Origin of the sequence: Lentzea sp. NPDC092896, assembly GCF_044754905.1 — a bacterium.
GTDB lineage: Bacteria > Actinomycetota > Actinomycetes > Mycobacteriales > Pseudonocardiaceae > Lentzea.
Map to the genome: position 1 here is coordinate 96,256 of NZ_JBIVPX010000014.1, position 18,155 is coordinate 114,410.

15 protein-coding genes are annotated in these 18,155 nt (G+C 67.3%); 7 read left to right on the plus strand and 8 right to left on the minus strand.

Translation table 11 applies throughout. The annotated features are described in order from the left end of the window. Positions 1–36: 36 nt before the first annotated feature. Positions 37–1,173 (plus strand): cytochrome P450, encoded by a 1,137-nt coding sequence (locus tag ACIQF0_RS43715; RefSeq protein ID WP_401040242.1) that lies wholly within the window; start codon positions 37–39, stop codon positions 1,171–1,173. 2 nt (positions 1,174–1,175) lie between these two features. Here the strand turns inward: ACIQF0_RS43715 and ACIQF0_RS43720 are convergent, their stop codons facing one another. The 6 genes from ACIQF0_RS43720 to ACIQF0_RS43745 are packed head-to-tail and all read right to left on the minus strand — an operon-like array spanning position 1,176 to position 9,079. Beyond that, positions 1,176–2,075, minus strand: coding sequence for a chitinase (locus tag ACIQF0_RS43720; protein ID WP_401040244.1), 900 nt, complete (start codon positions 2,073–2,075; stop codon positions 1,176–1,178). 3 nt (positions 2,076–2,078) lie between these two features. Further along, complete coding sequence (locus tag ACIQF0_RS43725; RefSeq protein WP_401040246.1) at positions 2,079–4,988, minus strand: alpha-mannosidase; 2,910 nt, start codon at positions 4,986–4,988, stop codon at positions 2,079–2,081. A gap of 4 nt (positions 4,989–4,992) precedes the next feature. Continuing rightward, entirely contained in the window at positions 4,993–6,111 is a 1,119-nt protein-coding gene (locus ACIQF0_RS43730; RefSeq protein WP_401040249.1) for a glycosyl hydrolase, read from the minus strand. A gap of 19 nt (positions 6,112–6,130) precedes the next feature. Beyond that, the gene (locus ACIQF0_RS43735; RefSeq protein ID WP_401040251.1) at positions 6,131–6,952 is read right to left on the minus strand and encodes a carbohydrate ABC transporter permease; all 822 of its coding nucleotides are present in this window, start codon (positions 6,950–6,952) and stop codon (positions 6,131–6,133) included. Next, positions 6,949–7,818, minus strand: a complete 870-nt coding sequence (locus ACIQF0_RS43740) for a carbohydrate ABC transporter permease (protein ID WP_401040254.1) — start codon at positions 7,816–7,818, stop codon at positions 6,949–6,951. The genes ACIQF0_RS43735 and ACIQF0_RS43740 overlap by 4 nt, the downstream gene beginning before the upstream one ends. Before the next feature lie 7 nt (positions 7,819–7,825). Further along, positions 7,826–9,079, minus strand: coding sequence for an ABC transporter substrate-binding protein (locus tag ACIQF0_RS43745; protein WP_401040257.1), 1,254 nt, complete (start codon positions 9,077–9,079; stop codon positions 7,826–7,828). Between the two features lie 131 nt (positions 9,080–9,210). Here ACIQF0_RS43745 and ACIQF0_RS43750 point away from each other — a divergent pair, with 131 nt between their 5' ends. Together ACIQF0_RS43750 and ACIQF0_RS43755 are read left to right on the plus strand one after the other, a co-directional pair. Next, the gene (locus ACIQF0_RS43750) at positions 9,211–10,392 is read left to right on the plus strand and encodes an RNA-guided endonuclease InsQ/TnpB family protein (protein ID WP_401040259.1); all 1,182 of its coding nucleotides are present in this window, start codon (positions 9,211–9,213) and stop codon (positions 10,390–10,392) included. A 166-nt stretch (positions 10,393–10,558) separates the two neighbouring features. Then, on the plus strand, positions 10,559–11,539 hold the full coding sequence (locus ACIQF0_RS43755; protein ID WP_401040262.1) for a LacI family DNA-binding transcriptional regulator: 981 nt from the start codon (positions 10,559–10,561) through the stop codon (positions 11,537–11,539). A 29-nt stretch (positions 11,540–11,568) separates the two neighbouring features. Here ACIQF0_RS43755 and ACIQF0_RS43760 read toward each other — a convergent pair whose 3' ends face one another. Continuing rightward, entirely contained in the window at positions 11,569–12,468 is a 900-nt protein-coding gene (locus ACIQF0_RS43760) for a LysR family transcriptional regulator (protein WP_360046132.1), read from the minus strand. 292 nt (positions 12,469–12,760) lie between these two features. Then, positions 12,761–13,531, minus strand: coding sequence for a hypothetical protein (locus tag ACIQF0_RS43765; protein WP_401040265.1), 771 nt, complete (start codon positions 13,529–13,531; stop codon positions 12,761–12,763). A 217-nt stretch (positions 13,532–13,748) separates the two neighbouring features. Between ACIQF0_RS43765 and tig the strand changes: the two genes are divergently transcribed. The 4 genes from tig (at position 13,749) to clpX (ending at position 18,086) form a co-directional block, all read left to right on the plus strand. After that, entirely contained in the window at positions 13,749–15,095 is a 1,347-nt protein-coding gene (gene tig, locus ACIQF0_RS43770; protein ID WP_360046136.1) for a trigger factor, read from the plus strand. Between the two features lie 145 nt (positions 15,096–15,240). Then, a complete protein-coding gene (locus ACIQF0_RS43775; protein WP_189160236.1) occupies positions 15,241–15,828 on the plus strand; it encodes an ATP-dependent Clp protease proteolytic subunit in 588 nt (195 codons plus the stop codon). A gap of 35 nt (positions 15,829–15,863) precedes the next feature. Then, complete coding sequence (locus tag ACIQF0_RS43780) at positions 15,864–16,478, plus strand: ATP-dependent Clp protease proteolytic subunit (RefSeq protein WP_090071479.1); 615 nt, start codon at positions 15,864–15,866, stop codon at positions 16,476–16,478. Between the two features lie 327 nt (positions 16,479–16,805). After that, a complete protein-coding gene (gene clpX, locus ACIQF0_RS43785; RefSeq protein ID WP_093605708.1) occupies positions 16,806–18,086 on the plus strand; it encodes an ATP-dependent Clp protease ATP-binding subunit ClpX in 1,281 nt (426 codons plus the stop codon). Positions 18,087–18,155 lie beyond the last annotated feature (69 nt).

Sequence of the window (18,155 nt, forward strand, 5' to 3'; positions counted from 1 at the left end):
TCCCCGCGGCCGGGGTAAGGGGCCACGATCGAGGGCATGACTGTCGCCCACTTACCCACGCGACCTGCGAAGTTCTTCGACCCCGCCACCGAGGTCCACTACGACGAGGCACTCGGCTCGTGGCACGTCTTCTCCCTCGCGGACGTCCAGCGCGTGCTCTCCGACGTCGAGTGCTTCTCGTCGGGTTATGGCCTCACCGACGAGACGAGGCCGCTCGCCAACGCCGTTCTCAGCGGCATGTGGGCCGCGGACGGGCAACGTCATCGCGACCTGAGGGCGGCGGTCGCCGACCCGTTCAGCCCGCGGGTGATGTCCCGGCTGGAGACCCTGATCCGCGCCATCGCCACCGAGTTGGTCGACGGCCTCGACCCCGGCGGTTTCGACGTGGTCACCGCCCTCGGCAAGCCGTTGCCCACCAGGGTGATCTGCCACCTGCTCGGCCTCGACCTCAGCGCGGAGGCGCGGATGACCGAGTGGCTGGAGAAGTGGTACCAGGACGCCGTCACGACCAATACCGTGCCGAGGCAGGCCGAGATGGCGGAGTTCTTCGCCGCCGAGCTCGAACGGCAGCGGGTGGAGCCGGGCGACGGCCTGATCGCCGAACTGCTGGCGGTGCAGGCCTCCGGCTACCTCGTCGACGGCAGGCCCATGTCGGACTGGGACCTCGTCGGCTACTGCGCGATGCTGCTCGGTGCCGGCGTGGACACGACCGCGGCGACCATCCCGAACGCCGTGCTGTTCCTGACCGAGTTCGGCTGCTGGGACGAGCTGCGCGAGGACCCGTCGCTGATCCCGGGCGCGATCGAGGAGACGATGCGCTGGTATCCGGTCTTCCCCGGTCCACGCAGGCAGGTGACGCGAGACGTCACCATCGGCGGTCAGGAGATCAAGGCGGGGGAGTGGGTCAGCGGCTGGTTGAGCGCCGCCAACCGCGACCCCGCGCGCTACGCCGACCCGGACACGTTCGACATCCGGCGCAGGACGCGGATCATGACGTTCGGCCACGGGCCCCACCACTGCCTGGGCGCCGGACTCGCGCGGCTGGAGAAACGCGTGCTGCTCGAGGAAATGGTGCGCCGGCTTCCCCTGCTGCGCAGGGAGACCGGCGCACCACTCGTGCGGAGGCAGTGGATGCTCGACAACCTCGAGACAGCCACCTTCCGCTTCGACTAGGCCTACTTCTGCATGGCCGTCACGTCCGCCGCCCACTGCCAGGGCGCCGCGGTGCCGCCGGGCAGCGAGTTGAAGTACTCCCAGCCCGCCACACCACCGAAGTTGGTGTACTTGGTCTTGAGACTGCGCACGGTGTTGCCGAGCGTCGTCATGCTCACGTAGCCCGACCCGCCGTTGGCCGAACTGGTGAGCGTGCCGAGCACGACCTTGTTGGCCGGGATCAGCCGCCGGTTGATGATCTGGTCGTAGTTCGAGGTGCTGCCCGCGTTGCCCCAGCCGTTGTAGAACTGGCCGTTGAACCACGCGATCTTCGAACCGTGGCTGCGGTACAGGTCCTCGTAGTTGAAGCCGGAGAGGTTGCCGCCACCCCACAGCGCGCTCGCCACCGGGGAGAGCGTGACGATGAAGTTCGCGCCGAAGTCGGTCTTCAGCTGGTCGATCACGCGCCGGATGCCCGCGATCGACATGCGCTCCTCGACGTCGAGGTCGACGCCGTTGAGCTTGTAGGTGCGGATCGTGTCGCGCAGCAACGGGTAGTAGGTGTCGAACTGCGTGTCGAGCCGTTGGAACGAGCCCTGTGCGGCACCGCCCACCATGCCGATCACGTTGACGCCGCGGGCCTGCATCGCGGCGAGGTCCGTCCACATCTGGGTGTAGCGGGAGTGCGACGGCGGGTGGTCGTTGAGGTGCACGATCCTGTTGTCGTTCAGGTGGATCGCGGCGACCAGGACGTCCGTGACGCCGGTGTTGCGGTCGAGCAGGGGCTTGGGCGAGACGTACGTTCCGGTCGCGCCGTTGCTGTACTGGGTCTGGTAGTAGACGACGGTGCGCTTCTGGGTGGCCGCCTGGGCCGGTGGCGCGGCGAGCGCCACCAGCAGCAGGGCCAGGAACAGCTTCTTCATGCGTTACCTCGTGAATCGCAGGGTGATCACTTGGAACGGGCGCAGTACCACCTCTGCCGACGTCTCGGCCAGGGGCCGTTCGAGCAGGTCGGTTTCCTGGATCCGGGTGTGGGCGAAGGAGGTGCTGATCGAGGCGCGGGCACGGCCGCCGTGCGCCTCGTAGAGCCGGACGATCACGTCGCCCGACCGGTCGTCGGCCAGCTTCACGGCCTCGACCCTGACCGCGGGGTTGTCCGTGCGCACCAGGGGTTCTGGCACACGAGAGCCGCGGACGGCCTGCGGCGGCAGGTTGATGCGGTACCCGGCGTCGATGGCCTCCGGGATGCCCGCGCCGACCACGAGGGCGTAGCGGAAGCGGTGCTCGCCCTGGTCGGTCTCGGGGTCGGGGAACCTCGGTGCGCGCAGCAGGGACAGGCGCACGGTCGTGGTGGTTCCGCCGTCTTCACGGGTGGTGCGGGTGACCTCGTGGCCGTAGGTCGAGTCGTTGACCACCGCGACGCCGTAGCCGGGTTCGCCGACGTGCAGGTAGCGGTGCGCGCAGATCTCGAACTTCGCGGCCTCCCACGAGGTGTTCGTGTGCACCGGGCGGTGCAGGTGGCCGAACTGGGTCTCCGCCGTGGAGACCTCGGCGCGCAGGTCCACCGGGAACGCGATCTTGAGCAGCTTCTCCCGTTCCTGCCAGTCGACCTCGGTGTCGAAGTCGACCTGCTTGGCGCCCTCGCGCAACCGGATGGTCTGGGTGAGGACGGAGTTGCCGAACTTCGCCCGCACCACGACGCCGTCGGAGGTGTCGACGCGTTCGGACGGGATCAGGTCGGCCTTCCAGTTGCGGTAGAACGGGTCGATGTCCCAGGCGTCCCACTGGTTCGGGTTGTCGCGGTGCAGCTGCGGCATTCCGGCGAAACCGTGCGGCGGCAGGACTTCGCGGTCCTCTTCGAGGTCCAGAATGGACAGGACGATGCCGTCGGCGTCGATCGTGACGCGCAGCCGGCCGTTGTCCAGCACGCCGTCGGCAGGTGCGACGAACGGGCGAGGGGTGCCGCCGCCGAGCACGTCGAACGTCAGCTCGTCGTCGCCGTCGCCCTTCAGCGCGTCGATGGCCTGGGTGGTCAGCGCCTTCAGTTCGGACGCCACGCGGGCGTAGGTGGCCTCGGCCTCGCGGTGCACCCAGGCGATCGAGCTGCCCGGCAGGATGTCGTGGAACTGGTGCAGCAGCACGGTCTTCCACAACCGGTCGAGCTCGTCGTACGGGTACTCGGCGCCGGCCAGGGCGGCCGCGGTCGACCAGTGCTCGGCCTCGCGCAGCAGGTGTTCGCTGCGGCGGTTGCCCTGCTTGGTCTTGGCCTGCGTGGTGTAGGTGGCGCGGTGCTTCTCCAGGTACAGCTCGCCCGCCCACACCGGCGCGTCCGGGTACTCGTCCTGCGCGGCCTGGAAGAACTCCCGCGGCGGCTCCACGCGCACGGTCGGCGAGCCTTCGAGGTTCGCGACGCGGTGCGCGGTCTCCATCATCTCGCGGGTCGGGCCACCGCCGCCGTCGCCATAGCCGAACGGGACCAAGGACCGCGATGCCTTGGCGTGCTCGGCGAACTGGCGTGACGCCCGTGCCAGTTCCTCGCCGCTCAAAGACGAGTTGTAGGTGTCGACGGGCGGGAAGTGCGTGAAGATCCGCGTGCCGTCGATGCCCTCCCACCAGAACGTGTGGTGCGGGAACTTGTTGATCTGGTTCCACGACAGCTTCTGGGTGAGGAACCAGCGCGAGCCCGACAGCTTGATCAGCTGGGGGAGCGCGGCGCTGTAGCCGAACGAGTCGGGCAGCCACACCTCCTCGGTCTCGACGCCGAAGTTGTCCAGGAAGAACCGCTTGCCGTGCACGAGCTGACGGGCCATCGCCTCGCCGCCGGGCATGTTCGTGTCCGACTCGACCCACATGCCGCCGACCGGCACGAACTGTCCACTGCGGACCTTCTCGCGGACGCGGTCCCACACGTGCGGGTGGTGGTCCTTCATCCACTCGTACTGCTGCGCCTGCGAGCACGCGAAGTAGAAGTCCGGGTACTCGTCCATCAGCTTGGTGACGTTCGAGAACGTGCGCGCGCACTTGCGGACCGTCTCGCGCAACGGCCACAGCCAGGCGGAGTCGATGTGCGCGTGGCCGATCGCGGAGACCTTGTGCGCGGAGGCGGTAGCGGGCAACGCCAGCACGCCGGCCAGCTCCGCCCGCGCGAGGTCGGCGGTGGCGGCGACCTCGTTGAGGTCCAGCGCGTCCATCGCCCGGTCCAGCGCGTGCAGGACCTTGTGCCGGCGCGGGTCGTGGTCCGGCAGCTCCTTCATCAGACTTTGGAGCACCTCGATGTCGAGCATCAGGTGCCACACCTGCGGCTGGAACACCGCGAGCTCGGCCTTGAGGATCTTGTACAACGGCTCGGTGCCCGCCGTCGCCTTGTCGCCCAGCGCGGTCGGCAGGAACGGGTGGAAGTCGAGGATCGTCGGGTTGCCCGCGGCTTCGAGGTAGAAGAGGACCTCGCGACCGTCGACGGGCAGGTAGGTGTTGCGCGGCTCGATGCCCTTGATGGGCAGGCCATCGGCCGTGTACGCGAGGCCCTCGGACTGGAAACCGGGGCCGGGGTGGGTGAAGCCGAGGTCCAGCACGACCTCGACCTGCTTGCCCTGCCAGGACTCCGGGACGCTGCCGGTCAACCGGAACCAGCTCGTGCTCCACGGCGCACCCCACGCGTCGCCGACAGCAGCCGGTTCGTAGGTGGCGGCCAGGGCCTCGCCGACCGGGACGGGCTCGTCCGGCACGGTCCAGACGGCCAGTTCCAGCGGTGCGGTCTCGCCGTAGACGGCCGGGCGGATGCGTTCCTTCAGCGTGCGGTTGAGTCGTTCTTCCAGCAGCGCGCGTTCGTCGTGCACGTGTTCACCCCAGCTCGATCGAAGCCCGCACGCCCTGCCGCGCGAGGCTCATCCACTCGTCGAAGAAAGCGCCGCCCGGACCCCACGAGGGCCGGTCGCCGTGCAGCTTGATCGGCGTGCGCTCGACCGGCACGTGCGCTGCCTCGCGCACGATCCGGGCGATCGCCTCGCCGAGCGGCTTGACCTTGCGTTCCGTCGTCAACAACCCCAACTCGTACTCGCGTTCGGGGAAGTCCACCAACGCACGGTCGACGTCGTGTGAGCACCACCACGTGACGCCCCACAGGTTCGAGCAGGTCAGTGCGTTCGCAAGCGTTTGCTCAGCGAACTGCGGTGCCTGCCCGGCGGTGATCTCGGGCTGGGCGGCGCCGACCTCCTGCAGCCACACGGGCCGTTGCGGATCCTGGGCGTGCGCCTTCGCCAGCTCGATCAGGTACTCGGCGTGGTGGACGCTCTCCGGACTGAGCGATCCGTAGCGCTGCGCGGTGCCGTTGAAGACCCACGAGTGCACGGTCGTCATCGCACCCTTGTTGGCCGCGTGCTCCGGAAGGAACGCGTGCTCGCTCTCGTACCAGACGGCGTCGTACTCGGAGTGGACGTGCGGGTGGCCCGGTGCGGCCTTCTCGCACTCGGCGAGCAACGCGTCGATCCACTCGCCGGCCTGCTCGGGCGCGCACGGGTTCGACTCGGTCAGCAGGTTGACCTCGTTGCCCAGGGTGAAGCCGAGGAAGTTCGGCTTGTCCCGCAACGCCTCGGCGAGTGTGCGGACGTAGAACTTCTGCCCGCTGATGACGTCCGGGTCGGTGAAGATGTTGCGGCGGTGCCAGGTCTGCACCCACGACGGGTAGAAGTCGAAGCTCGACAGATGCCCTTGCAGGACGTCGACCTGGACGTCGAGACCTGTCTCGTGAGCCGCGTCGAGCATCCGGGAGAGCTGGTCGACGGCCTGGGGACGGACCAGTCCGCGGTTGGGCTGGAACACCGGCCACAGCGGGAAGACCCGCACGTGGTCGAGGCCGAGAGCCGCGATGGACTCGAAGTCGGCTTTGACGTCGTCGAGGGAGAAGTCGAGCCAGTGGTGAAACCAGCCCTGGGACGGGGTGTAGTTCACGCCGAAACGCAAGGTTGAGCTCCTCGGGGTGTCAGCCCTTGATCGCGCCTTCTCCCACTCCGCGGAAGAAGTGCTTCTGCAGCAACAGGAACAACAGGATCAGCGGCACGACGGCGATGATCGTGCCCGCCGCCACCAGCCGCTGGTTCTGCACGAACGTGCCCTGGAGGTACGCCAGGCCGATGGTGAGCGTGTACTTCTCCTGGTCGCTCAGCACGATGAGCGGCCACAGGAAGTCGTCCCAGCTGAACATGAACGAGAACAGCGCGACCACGACCAGCGTGCCCTTCACCGACGGCAACCCGAGCCGGGTGAAGCGCTGCCAGGCGTTGGCGCCGTCGATGACCGCGGCCTCCTCGACTTCGGCGGGGAGCGCGAGGAACGCGTTGCGCAGCAACAGGACGTTGAGGGCGGCGATCGCGCCGGGCAGCACGACGCCGGTGAGGGTGTTGGTGAGCCCGAATCCGCGCATCACCAGGAACAGCGAGATCATGATCGCCTCGAACGGCACCAGGATGCTGCTGGCGAAGATCACCGCGGCGAACCTGCGGCCGCGGAACTTCAGCCGTGCCAACGCGTAGCCGGCCATGGCCGCGCCGAGGCAGTTCGTGATGACGTTGACGCTGGCGACGCCGAGCGAGTTGAGCGCGAACGTCCAGACGGGCACCACGTCGGCGACGGCCGCGTAGTTGCCGAACGTCGGGTCGTCCGGGATGAAGTCGGGGACGAACACGTCCTCGTTGGGCCCTTTGACGCTCGTGGCGAACTGCCAGAGGAACGGCCCGATGCTGATCGCGAGGATGCCGAGCAGCCCGAGATAGCGCAGTGCCAGGTAGAAGTGCGCGCGCTTCACAGCTGGTCCTCCCTGCGGTTGAGCTTGAGGGTGACCAGCAGCAGACCCAGCAGGATCACGAACAGCACGACGCTCAGCGCCGAGGCGTACCCGACCTCACCGGTGAGACCGCGGCCGACGGACTGGATGAGCATCACCAGCGTGGTGCTCGCCCCGCCAGGACCACCGGATCCGCCCGACAGCAGGTAGATCTCGGAGAACACGCGGAACCCGTTGACCGCGCTCAGCGCCGCGACCAGCACCATCGTCGGCCGCAGACTCGGCACGGTGACCGACCAGAACCTCCTGACCGGTCCCGCGCCGTCGACCATCGCGGCCTCGTGCAGGTCCTTCGGCACGTTCGCGAGCGCGGCCAGGTAGATCACCATGTAGTAGCCCAGGCCGCGCCAGACCGTCACCACCATCGAACTGATCAGCAGCAGCGTCGAGTCGGTCAGGAACGGGATCCTGTTGCCGCCCAACGCCTCCACCATGCTGTTCACCAGGCCGCGGCTGTCGAGCAGCCACGTCCAGATGAGCCCGACGACGACCGTGGACGCGATCACCGGCGTGAAGAACGCCGTCCGGAAGATCCCGATGCCCGGCACCATCCTCTGCGCGAGCATCGCGACCAGCAGCGGCAACAGCACCAGCGGCGGGACCACGCCCACCATGTAGAGACCGCTGTTGCGCGCGGCCGCCCAGAACTTCGGGTCCTGGAACATCCGCACGAAGTTGTCCACGCCGGTGAACTGGCCGCCGCCCAACGCACTCGCGTCCGTGAACGCGAGCACGATCATGTTCAGGAACGGGAAGATGACGAACAGCAGGCAGACGGCCAGTCCTGGGGCCAGGAACAGCCACGGCGTGTACGGGCGATGAGTCATCGTTCGCCTACTTGAGGAGCCGGTTGCACTCGTTGACGGCGTCGTCCAGCGCCTGCTTCGGCGACTTCTTGCCGAGCATGGCATCGGCCAGCTGCTGCAGAAGCGCCTCACGCATCTGGTCGCTGAACTGCACGGGCGTGTAGTTCACCGCGGTCTTGAGCTGCTTGGCCGCGGCCACCCGCACGCGCGCCTCGTCGGTGCCGTCCTCCGTGGTGAAGTACGGGTCGTCCCCGCCCTTGCTCGTGCTCGGGAAGATCGACGCGAGCTTGGCGAACTTCACCTGGTTCTCGGCGTTGGTGACGAACCTGCCGAACGCCAGCGCCGTCGCCTGGTTCTTGCTGCTCTTCGGCACGCTCACGCCGTGCAGGAACATGTTGGCGCTGCCCGTGTTCGTGATGGGCGTGGTGATGCCGATGTTCGCGTAGAGACCGGGCGCGTCGGTCTTGAACTTGCCGAGGTCGTACGCGCTGCCGGGGTTGAGCGCCGTCTGCTGCGCCATGAACTTCGTGCCGGCGCCGGTGTAGTTCTGCGTGAGCGCCTCGGGAATCAGCGCGCCCGCGTCGTACATCCGCTTGTAGCTCTCGACGAACTCGATGCCCTTGGGCTCGTTGAAGGTGAACTTGTCGTTCTCGAACAGCTTCACGCCGTAGAGCCCGAAGTCGGCGATGCTCGGGGTCTGGCCGAGGATCGCGATCTTCTTCTCAGCGAGCTTCAACGCCTGCTCTTCGAGTTCCTTGAAGTTCGTGGGCGGCTTGTTCGGGTCCAGGCCCGCCTGGCTGAACAGGGCCTTGTTGTAGAAGATCGGGCCGGTGTTGAGGTACCAGGGGAAGCCGTAGCAGCCGCCCTTGCCGGGGATCTCGAACGCCTGCCAGGCGTTGCCGAGGTACTCCGGCTTGGCCTCCTTGAGCGACTCGTCGAGGTCGACCAGTTGGCCGGCCTTGGCGAGCGGGAAGCTCAGGTCCGGCGGTACGTTGATCACGTCGGGAAGACTCCCCGCGCTCGCGTCCGCCATGACCTTGGCCAGGTACCCGTCCGCGGGCTGGTCGACCCACTTCACCGAGGTGCCCTGGTGCTGCTTCTGGAAAGCGTCGATGACACCGCTGACGTAGTCGGTGTACTTGGGCTTGAGGGACCAGGTCTGGAACGTGATCTCGCCCGTGACCTGGCCGGTTCCGCTCGTGGACGTGCTGGACGTGCCGGACAGTCCGCATCCCGCCACGGGCACCGCCGCCAGGCCCGCGAGGAACGTGCGCCTCTTCATTGAAGCTCCAATCGCCGGGTGGTCCTGCCGTAGGGCAGGGAGAAGGGGACCCGCGCGTACGTGCCGGGCCGGGCACTGGGACGTACACCCGCGGAGTCAGCTGCAGATGATCGCTTGCCAGAATGTGAACCATGAGCAAGACGCTGGTGAGGCGGGCGTTCAAATACCGCTTCTACCCGACCTGTGCGCAGGCAGTGGAGCTGTTGCGCACGTTCGGATGCGTGCGTCTGGTTTACAACAAGGCATTGGCTGCCCGAGTTGAGGCATGGAGTCGTGGGCAGCGGCGTGTCACCTATGGCCAGACATCGGCCATGTTGACTGAGTGGAAGCGGTGCGAGGAGCTGGCCTTCCTCGGCGAGGTGTCCAGCGTTCCGCTGCAACAAACGCTGCGGCACTTGCAGGGCGCGTTCGGAAACTTCTTCGCAGGGCGTGCTCGTCATCCGCGTTTCAAGTCGCGCAAGAAGTCTCGCGCGTCGGCGGAGTACACGCGGTCGGCGTTTCGTTGGCGCGACGGCAGGCTCGTGCTGGCGAAGATGAACGAACCGCTGGCGATCGTGTGGTCCCGGCCCTTGCCCGAGGAAGCGGAGCCCTCGACCGTCACCGTCAGCAGGGACACCGCTGGACGGTGGTTCGTGTCTCTCCTGGTGGAGACCAGCGTGGATCACCACCCGCCGTCTGCAACCGCGGTGGGCGTGGACGTGGGTGTCACGGCGTTGGTGACGCTGTCGACAGGGGAGCGGATCGCCAACCCGCGACATCAGCAAAAGGATCAGGAACGACTGGCCAGGGCGCGGCGCGTGCTCGCCCGCAGGCGGAAGGGATCGGCCAACCGCGAGAAGGCACGCCGCAAGGTCGCGCGCCTGTGTGCTCGCACCGCCGATCGGAGGCGGGACTTCCTGCACAAGTTGAGCACTCGGCTCGTTCGTGAGAACCAAACGATCGTGATCGAGGATCTCAACGTCTCCGGCATGCTCCGCAGCGGCCGTCTGGCGCGCCTCATCGCCGATGCCTCGTGGTCGCAACTGCGATCCATGGTGGAGTACAAGGCTGTCTGGCGCGGCCGTGAAGTGATCGCGGTCGATCGGTGGTTCCCGTCGAGCAAGACCTGTTCGGCCTGCGGCCTGCGGGTCGACTCCCTGCCGTTGAGCGTGCGGGAGTGGACGTGCCGATGTGGCGCGGTCCACGACCGGGACGTGAACGCCGCGAAGAACGTTCTGGCCGCCGGGCTGGCGGTCGCAGCCTGTGGAGATGGTGTCAGACCGACCCGGCATTCGCTGGCGAGGCAACCGTCGCAACCTCCCTCCCGAGGGTGAGGAAACAGGAACTGACGGGCGTGAGCCCGACAGGACTTCTCAGCCTTGAGCTGAGGAGGAAGCCAATGACACCCACCTCCTTGGTCGCGGACCCTAGCTAAACCGGTTTATCTCCGGCTAGCCTCCGAACGTCTTGTTGTCTCGTTCTGGACAGGGTGCGGGTGCGGTGAAGAGGCCAACGATCAAGGACATCGCGGCGGCGGCAGGGGTGTCCAAGGGCGCTGTGTCTTTGGCGTTGAACGGCCGGTCCGGGGTGTCGGAGCTGACCCGGTCGCGGGTGCTGGAGGTCGCGTCGACCCTGGGGTACCGGCCTTCGGTCACCGCTCGGGCGTTGTCCTCCGCGTCCGCCGACGCCGTGGGGCTGGTGCTGGTGCGGCCGCCCCGCGCGCTGGGGGACGAGGCGTTCTTCTTCCAGCTGATCGCCGGGATGCAGTCGGAGATGTCCTGCGCGCTGCTGTTGCAGGTGGTGGATTCCCGCGAGGCCGAGATCGCGCTGTACCAGCGGTGGTGGGCCGAGCACCGGGTCGACGGGGTGTTCCTGGTGGATCTCCTGGTGTCGGATCCCCGGGTCGAGCTGATGTCCGCGCTGGGGCTGCCGGCCGTGGTGGTGGGCGGCGCAGGGCATCACGGGGAGCTGGCCTCGGTGTGGGCCGACGACTACGCGGCCATGACCTCGGTCGTCGAGTACCTGAAGTCGTTGGGGCATCAGCGGATCGCCCGGGTGGCCGGGCTGGCCTCGTTGCTGCACACCGTCCGGCGGGACGCGGCGTTCGCTTCGTCCGTTGTGGACGGTGTGGTGGTGGCCGGGGACTACACGGCCGAGACTGGAGCGCGGGCCACGCGTGAACTTCTGGCGATGGATGCCCGGCCTACGGCGATCGTCTACGACAACGACGTGATGGCGGTGGCCGGGGCCGAGGTGGCCGCGTCGCTCGGGGTCGCCGTGCCGGCCGAACTGTCGATCGTGGCCTGGGACGACTCGGTGCTGTGCCAGCACGGGCGGTTGACCGCGTTGTCCAGGGACACCTTCGCGTTCGGCGCTCGGGCGGCACGGGCGCTGGTGGCCGTGATCGACGGGGCGTCGCCGACCGATGTCGAGGACGTGCTGCCGGAACTGGTGGTGCGGGGGAGCACCGGACCGGTGTAGGTGGGGTGTGGATCACCCCACCCCACGCGTCAGGTGAGTGAGGCGACCTGGTCGCTCACCACCTGGGCTGCCGCGGACACCAGGGCCGTCACCGCCGGGTTCGTCGAGTTGTCCTGGCGCCAGCCGAACTGCGTGTAGACGCGGAACGTCGAGGACCAGGGCAAGCGGACCAACCTGCCGTCGGCGAGTTCGGCGGACACGGTGACCTCCGGCATGAGCGCGATTCCCAGTCCGGACGCGACCGCGCGTTTGGCGGCGTCCACCGAGTCCAGTTCCAGCACGGGGGCACGGGTGTCGTCGTAGCCCAGGGAGTGCTCGAAGAGCTCGTGGTACGAGGCGCCGTTCTCGGCGCGGATCAACGTGCTGCTCGTGAGGTCGTCCTCGGACAGCGACTGGCGCTGGGTGAGCATGTGGTTCGGGCCCGCGATCATCACCAGGGGCTCCGGGCACAGGACCGTGGTCTCGAGACCCTCGCGGGGTTCGATCGCGCCGATGAAGAACGCGCAGTCCAGTTGGCCGTCGCGCACCGAGTTCAGGTTGTTCAGCGCGTTGCGGGAGTGCAGCGAGAGTTGGACCGACGGGTAGCGCCAGCACATGTATTCGATGAGCGGTAGCAGACGGTAGTCGGTCAAACTCTGTGCGGAACCGATGACGAGTTTGCCGTGGGGCTCACCGTTCATCGTGATGGCTTTTCGGGCCTTTTCGGTGAGGTTGATGATGTTTCGCGCGAACGGCAGTAGTTCCACGCCCGCGGAGGTCATCTGGATACCTCTGGGAAGGCGTCGGAAAAGGACGACCCCGAGGGCCTCCTCCAACGCCTTGATGCGGGTGGTGATGGTCGGCTGCGAGCAGTTGAGCGTGGCAGCGGCCTTGGTGAAGCTCCCTGTCTGAACCACGGTCGTGAACGCGAGAAGCTGGCGTGTCTCCATCAGGCGGATCCTCGGGGTAAAACGGTGCGACGACTTTTTCTCGTTCGTTCCCGTGGTCCTGTTACGGATGGTGCGGGAGCAGTAACGCTACCTGTCAGCCGCGCCGGGTCGATTGGTGCTTATGGAGTCATCTTGATCGGTCTGGAAAGGCTGTTTCGGCCGAACGAGTGAAATTGAGACGGGCGCTTTGACGGGCGGTAGCTGGGCGACTCTTTTCGGTTAAGCCTTTCGCCAGGCGAACAAAACAACGCCGGCACCTCCGCGGGGAGGTGCCGGCGTTGTGGGTGGTGGATCAGGCCCCGCAGGCTCCGCCGCCGAGCAGGAAGCTGTAGACGACCGGCGGCTCGGTGCCGAGTTGCTGGGTCACGGTGAGGCGGATGCCGTCCGCCCACTCGTAGGTGTGGGGGAACTCGGCGCGCCACGTTTCGAGGATCGACGCGCGCTGCCCGCCGCGGAGTTCGATCGTGGTGGTCCGTTGCGCGCCGTCCGGGGTCGCCGAGTCACCCGCGTCGACGTTCGTCAGGGTGTGCACGCCCAAGCCGTTGGACGGGGCCTTCACCATCTCGCCCGCCGCGTCGCGGAGGTAGAGGGCCAGCTTCGACGTGTCGCCGATCGCGTTGTAGCCGTCCGGGTCGATGTTGCACCTCGCCCTGCGGTTGATCTCGCCGAACGCCAGGAACGGGCCCCGTGAGTCCGTGAGCGCGATCGAGGCGACGCGTTCGGCCATCACGTTCGTGCCCTCGCCGACGCCGGCGTAGAGGGCCACACCGCTTTCGGGCAACTGCGGCGCCGCGTCCTCGTCCGCCAGGTGCACGCCCCAGCCGGGATGCAGCGGGGTGCGGCCGACCACGACCTCGTCCGCCCAGAACGAGATCGGCTCGGCGCCGGGCAGCCAGGTGCGGCTGAAACCCTCGGTCTGACCGTTGACGGTGAGCGCGTAGGCGGACGCCGTGGCGATCTGCGGGAAGACCGGGGTGCCGGCCGACGCGGGTGCCACCGCGGCGGCGGCGAGCGCGGCGCCCGCGGCGGTCACGGCGAGGAATCTGGTGAAAGAACGGTGCACGTCCAGCTCCCGGAAGTCGGGTGAAGCCCCCATAACGGCGCGAATCCGCCGTCTGGAGGCGACGTTAGCGAACGGTGCCGACAGCGCTGGGCGGCCGTGCTCGCCGGGGTGGCGGCGGTCACAGCACGGGTCTCGCCTAGACTCGCTGGAAATCCGGGCGCCCAGGTGGTGGTACCGGCTGTCTTGCACGTTCTTTGTTCGTTACGAGGAGTCCACGTTGAAGAGCACCGTCGAGCACCTGAGCCCGACGAGGGTCCGGATCAACGTCGAGGTGCCGTTCGACGAGCTCAAGTCGAACTTCGACCAGGCGTACCGGAAGCTCGCGAAGCAGGTCCGCATCCCCGGCTTCCGTCCGGGTAAGGCCCCCGCGAAGGTTCTGGAGAACCGCATCGGCCGCGCCCCGGTCCTGGACGAGGTCATCCAGGAGGCCATCCCGGCCAAGTACCTGGAAGCCGTCAACGCAGGCGAGGTGCGCACGCTCGGCCGTCCCGACTTCGAGGTCACCAAGATCGAGGACGGTCAGACGCTCGAGTTCACCGCCGAGGTCGACGTTCGTCCCGAGATCACCGTGCCCGCGTTCGGCGAGCTCGCCGTGACGGTCGACGAGCAGGAGGTCACCGACGAGGACGTGGCCACCCAGCTCGACGAGCTGCGCGCCCGCTTCGGCACGCTGACCGGCGTCTCCCGCCCGGTCGAGACCGGTGACTTCGTCATCGTCGACCTGTCCGCCACCGTCGACGGCGAAGAGGTCGAGGAGGCGCGCACCAGCGGCCTGTCCTACGAGGTCGGTTCCGGCCAGCTCGTCGAGGGCATCGACGACGCCCTCGTCGGCGCCTCCGACGGCGAGACCAAGACCTTCGCCACGACGCTCGTCGCCGGTGAGCACGAGGGCCGCGAGGCCGAGGTCACCGTGGTGCTGAGCAGCGTGAAGGAGCGTCAGCTCCCCGAGCTCGACGACGAGTTCGCGCAGCTCGCCAGCGAGTTCGACACGCTCGACGAGCTCAAGGCCGACCTGCAGACCCGCCTGAGCCGCGTCAAGAAGATGCAGCAGGGCGTGCAGGCTCGCGACAAGGTCCTCGAGGCGCTGCTGGAGACCACCGAGGTCCCGCTGCCCGAGGGCATCGTCCAGGGCGAGATCGACGCGCGCAAGCACGACGCCGTGCACGCCTTCGACCACGACGACGCGAAGTTCGCCGCCTGGCTGACCGAGCAGGGCCAGTCGGAGGAGGAGTTCGACGCCGAGCTCCGCACCGCCGCCGAGCAGGCCGTCAAGACGCAGCTCGTGCTCGACTCGATCGCCGACGCCGAGCAGGTCACGGTGTCCGACGGCGAGCTGACCGAGCGGATCATCTACCAGGCGCAGCGCTTCGGCATCTCGCCTGACGAGTACGTCAAGCGCGCGCAGCAGTCCGGTCAGCTCGGCGCGATCTTCGCCGACGTCCGCCGGGGCAAGGCGCTCGCGAGCGTCGTGCGCCAGGCTGAGGTGAGCGACTCGACCGGTCAGAAGCTGGACCTCGACGAGCTCTTCGGCGAGACCAAGTCCGAAGAGGACTCGGAGAAGTAAAGCCCTTAGCGAACGCGGGCGGTGTCGGGCATCTGACGCCGCCCGTCTTCGTTAAGGTCGATCGCAGAGAGTTTTGACATCCAGATTCGTTCCACCTGGAGTTAGGCAGGCAGACGTGACGCAGCACTCCTTCCCGACCCCCGAGATGCGGTCGGCCACCGCCGGGATGAACCTCAACGACTCGGTGTACGAGCGGCTGCTCCGCGAGCGGATCATCGTCCTGGGTTCACAGGTCGAAGAGGGCATCGCGAACCAGATCACCGCTCAGTTGCTGCTTCTCGCCGCAGAGGACCCCGAGAAGGACATCACGCTTTACATCAACTCGCCGGGTGGTTCCGTCACGGCGGGCATGGCCATCTTCGACACGATGCAGCTCATCCAGCCGGACGTGGCCACGTACGCGATGGGCCTCGCCGCCTCGATGGGGCAGTTCCTGCTCTCGGCCGGCGCACCCGGCAAGCGCCACGCGCTTCCGCACGCCCGGATCCTCATGCACCAGCCGTCGGCCGGTGTCGGCGGTACGGCCGCGGACATCGCGATCCAGGCGGACATGCTGACGCGCACCAAGCGCGAGATGGCCGAGCTCATCGCCGAGCACACCGGCCAGACGCTCGAGACCATCACCCGCGACTCCGACCGCGACCGCTGGTTCACGGCGCAGGAAGCGCTCGAGTACGGCTTCGTCGACAAGGTCGTCACCAGGGCTCAGCCCGTCGGCGACTCGAACAACTGACGTCAGCTAGGAGACCTCAAGTGAGCCAGTTCCACATGCCTCAGTCGCGGTACGTGCTGCCGTCGTTCGTCGAGCGCACCAGCTATGGCATGAAGGAGTCGAACCCGTACAACAAGCTCTTCGAGGAGCGCATCATCTTCCTCGGCGTGCAGGTTGACGACGCTTCGGCGAACGACGTCATGGCGCAGCTGCTGGTGCTCGAGTCCGAGGACCCCGACCGCGACATCCTGATGTACATCAACTCGCCGGGTGGCTCGTTCACCTCGTTGATGGCCATCTACGACACGATGCAGTTCGTCCGCCCGGACATCCAGACGTACTGCCTCGGCCAGGCGGCCTCCGCCGCGGCCGTGCTGCTGGCCGCTGGCACGCCCGGTAAGCGCCACGCACTGCCCAACGCGCGAATCCTGATCCACCAGCCTTCGATGGAGGGCGCGTACGGTCAGGTGTCCGACCTGGAGATCCAGTCGAACGAGATCCAGCGCGTGCGCCGCCTGATGGAATCCACCCTCGCGCGGCACACGAACCGGACGGCGGAGGAGGTTCGCGAGAGCATCGAGCGCGACCGCATTCTGACGGCCGAAGAGGCCAGGGAGTACGGCATCGTCGACACGGTGCTGCCCTACCGCAAGCTTTCCGCCAAGTCCTGAGCGACGGCGGACGGGCGAGGTGTGCTCGCGAAGAGCGCTCGCCCATCCGCCTCCCGGTGATTCTGGGGCCACCCCAGACCCCGGGCCTGGTGCCCATGCTCTGGGAAACCCCAGAGCTCGGGCACTGCGCGCCCACCCGACACGCCGATGTGACCGGTTATCTGGCCTGATCGGCGCGTCGGGGGGCCGCGGGTCCTCCCCTGAAACGGGGTCGGCCAGGTACCGTCAGGAGAACGGGCTCAGCACCCACAGCCAGTGGGACTGCCACAGCAAGTCAGCAGGCGCACTACAGCAGGTGTGCGCCGGAGGGGACATAGGTCAGCGGTCATGGCGCGTATCGGTGACGGCGGCGACTTGCTGAAGTGCTCTTTCTGCGGAAAGAGCCAAAAGCAGGTGAAGAAGCTCATCGCCGGCCCCGGCGTTTACATCTGCGATGAGTGCATCGATCTCTGCAACGAGATCATCGAGGAGGAGCTGGCCGAAGCCGGTGACGTGAAGCTCGACGAGCTGCCGAAGCCCGCCGAGATCCACGAGTTCCTCGACCAGTACGTCATCGGCCAGAGTGACGCCAAGCGCACCCTGTCCGTCGCCGTCTACAACCACTACAAGCGCATCCAGGCGGGCGACCGCGGGCGCGAGGGTCGTGACGACGGCGTCGAGCTGGCGAAGTCGAACATCCTGATGCTCGGCCCGACCGGGTGCGGCAAGACCTATCTCGCGCAGACGCTCGCGAAGATGCTGAACGTGCCGTTCGCCATCGCCGACGCGACGGCGCTGACGGAGGCCGGGTACGTCGGTGAGGACGTCGAGAACATCCTCCTGAAGCTCATCCAGGCCGCTGACTACGACGTGAAGCGCGCCGAGACGGGCATCATCTACATCGACGAGGTCGACAAGATCGCTCGGAAGAGTGAAAACCCGTCGATCACGCGCGACGTCTCCGGTGAGGGCGTTCAGCAGGCGCTGCTGAAGATCCTGGAAGGCACGACGGCGTCGGTGCCTCCGCAGGGCGGCCGCAAGCACCCGCACCAGGAGTTCATCCAGATCGACACGACGAACGTGCTGTTCATCGTGGCGGGTGCGTTCGCAGGCCTGGAGAAGATCATCCAGGACCGCGTCGGCAAGCGCGGTCTCGGCTTCGGTGCCGAGGTCCGTTCCAAGGCCGAGGTGGAGGCGTCGGACTTCTTCGCCGACTCCATGCCGGAGGACCTGATCAAGTTCGGTCTGATTCCCGAGTTCATCGGGCGTCTGCCGATGGTCGCCTCCGTCACGAACCTCGACAAGCCGTCGCTCGTGATGATCCTCACCGAGCCGAAGAACGCCCTGGTGAAGCAGTACCAGAAGCTCTTCGAGATGGACGGCGTCGAGCTCGAGTTCACCAAGACCGCGCTCGAGGCGATCGCCGACCAGGCGATCCTGCGCGGCACCGGTGCTCGTGGCCTCCGGGCGATCATGGAAGAAGTCCTGCTGCCCGTGATGTACGACATCCCGAGCCGCACGGACGTCGCCAAGGTCGTCATCACCGAGCAGACGGTGAAGGAGAACGTGAACCCGACCATCGTGGCCCGGCAGCCCTCGCGCCGGGAGCGTCGGGAGAAGTCTGCTTGAGTTCGTCTTCACAGTCGAAAGGGCGCCTGGTCACCGACCGGGCGCCCTTCGTCGTTGAGAGGTCCTAAG